Origin of the sequence: Labrenzia sp. OB1 (assembly GCF_001624695.1) — a bacterium.
In the GTDB taxonomy this organism is placed as follows: domain Bacteria; phylum Pseudomonadota; class Alphaproteobacteria; order Rhizobiales; family Stappiaceae; genus Roseibium.
On record NZ_JSEP01000072.1, the window covers coordinates 1 to 2,369 of the forward strand.

3 protein-coding genes are annotated in these 2,369 nt (G+C 49.8%); 1 reads left to right on the forward strand and 2 read right to left on the reverse strand.

Features of this window, described 5'->3' with window-relative positions; all coding sequences use genetic code 11:
- Together OA90_RS27650 and OA90_RS27655 are read right to left on the reverse strand one after the other, a co-directional pair.
- Positions 1–217 (reverse strand): transposase (locus OA90_RS27650; RefSeq protein WP_156510582.1); only part of this gene is annotated, 217 nt, incomplete at its 3' end.
- 64 nt (positions 218–281) lie between these two features.
- Positions 282–1,874 (reverse strand): SpvB/TcaC N-terminal domain-containing protein, encoded by a 1,593-nt coding sequence (locus tag OA90_RS27655; protein WP_068420245.1) that lies wholly within the window; start codon positions 1,872–1,874, stop codon positions 282–284.
- 202 nt (positions 1,875–2,076) lie between these two features.
- On the opposite strand from OA90_RS27655, the gene OA90_RS27660 reads away from it, so the two are divergent.
- The coding region (locus OA90_RS27660; RefSeq protein WP_156510733.1) for a transposase at positions 2,077–2,369 on the forward strand (293 nt) is incomplete at its 3' end.

The following is a 2,369-nucleotide window of genomic DNA, read 5'->3' on the forward strand; positions in this document are numbered from 1 at the left end:
GAAAGTCCTTCGGCAGTGCCCGCCACTGACAGCCGCTGCCCGCGATATAAAGGACCGCGTTCACCACCTCTCGCATGTCGGTCTTGCGTGGCCGACCGCCGGATTTGGCCGGAGGGATCAGCGGCGCCAAAATCGCCCATTCCCGATCCATCAAATCAGTTGGATAACGCAGATCGTCCCGGTTATGCTGTTTGCGAGTGATATCATCCCAGGGCATTCGATCCTCCATCTTCTCGACAAAGACGGTTGAATCACAACCCTTTGATATCACTCAACTACTTTTAAATCAGGCTCTTAGGTTCAAAAGCATCGGCGCCGTTGGACAGACGCGCGACAAAATTCGGCCCAGGGCTTCCGTTTACAGCCCCGTAGGTAATGTTGACAGCATCTGCGAGGCCATCACCGTTGACATCTTTCGGAATGTCTGTCGCTGAGACATTACTCCAGGATTGTTGCGTCGACCCAGAGTAGTACTGTCCAGTAAGCTGCCCACTTCTTTTGGTAGAGATAAAATCGTCTAGACCATCCCCATCAAAGTCCGCAATAAATTTTGCCTTAATTTCAGGATTGCTAGAATTATCCCAATAGAGATTTATCGATTTTCGATGGCTATGATTATCCTTAAGGAAATAGACATGGTTCGGTGCCGTGTAGAACACTCTAGGAGGGTCTTCACCCGTTATGACAGTACCATCAATGCCGACAATGACACGCAATTGCCGATCATTGCCGAAATCGCCAAAAGCGAAGAACTCTTCAGGTGGCCTAAGATATCGATTGCCATATAGCTGCTCGTACAAGCCTTCGATATCAAGGCCATCAGCGACGCGCACCGGAAATGGATCAACTTGAACATATTGAAAAGCATACGCAGGCATACGCGTTCCGGAAACGAGGCGCCCTCCTTCAAATTTGGCATCGCTACCAATTTCTTGGAGCGAGGTCACAAGCGAACGACCAGTTGCAGAACTTTCTGCGTAACTGATCACATAAGCCCGCCTGAGCACTCCTGCCGACTTAACCAAGACGTACGATAGACGGTTGCTTACTTTCGCGATCGACAAACCAGTCGCATATGAAACGACGTCCGGCCTAGATTCGTAGAAAAAGTCGACTTCCCCGGCGTCGTAGGAAACTTTGGAGGGCCTGCAGGCGACCAACTCTTCGCATTCATAGCTATAGTGGACTGCTTTTCCAAGCGTATCAATCTTCTCTGAGATCAAATATCTATATTCGTTTGTAATTCTGAGTTCAACATCGTTGCTCTGATCATAACTTGTAAATTCCGAAACGGGCTTATAAACAAATTTCAATCCATTTCTGGCGGTAATAGTCCAGGTATTTGTAGTTATGTCGAGTTTTATTCTCTGATAGCTTTCAACCCAAGTCGAGTGTGTACCTCCCGCAGCGCATCCGGGAGGTACAGTCACATTTGTTGAGGACTGGCTACTCGGACAGGGCACAAGTTCCTGTCCGTCCAGCAACCAGATGTCCTGATTGTTGAAACGAGGCACGGCTCTACGCGCTGTCGCGCGCTCAATGCTCGAAGTTCCAGTTAATCGCCAACCTGCCCCCAGGAGGCTAGCCATCCCATAGCTATCCAAATCGGAGGACATGTAACGAAGGCCCAGCTTTGGCTCCAGACCGCGCTGCTCTGGGATTTCGAAATCTATCTGTTCCGAAAAAGCTCCGGTGTGACTAGTTTGCTTTGGGGAAGTGCCGTAAACCGGCATCACGCCAGCAATAGCTTCACCGTCCACCGCAGCCGAGGCGACTGGCCCGCCGTCAATTGTGGAAAAAATTGAAACGAAGGCGAACAGGAATGCACTGGAAACTCGCGCCAAACGAGTCGTAAACGAACTATAAGAAACCAACGACACATCCTAGAAATTAGGTGATTTTGACGATACTTTACGCCGATAAACTGCGTAGGTATTTGCTAATTATGCTTAGGTTCTCTCTCAGAAATTTTCAACACAAAAGTTTCATTCTTTACTCAGAGCCTGATTTAAAAGTAGTTGAGTGATATCAAAGGGTTGTGATTCAACCGTCTTTGTCGAGAAGATGGAKGATCGAATGCCCTGGGATGATATCACTCGCAAACAGCATAACCGGGACGATCTGCGTTATCCAACTGATTTGATGGATCGGGAATGGGCGATTTTGGCGCCGCTGATCCCTCCGGCCAAATCCGGCGGTCGGCCACGCAAGACCGACATGCGAGAGGTGGTGAACGCGGTCCTTTATATCGCGGGCAGCGGCTGTCAGTGGCGGGCACTGCCGAAGGACTTTCCCCCGGCTTCCACCGTGCGAGGCTATTTCTATTCCTGGCGCGATACCGGCCTTTGGCAGACGATAAACCACATTCT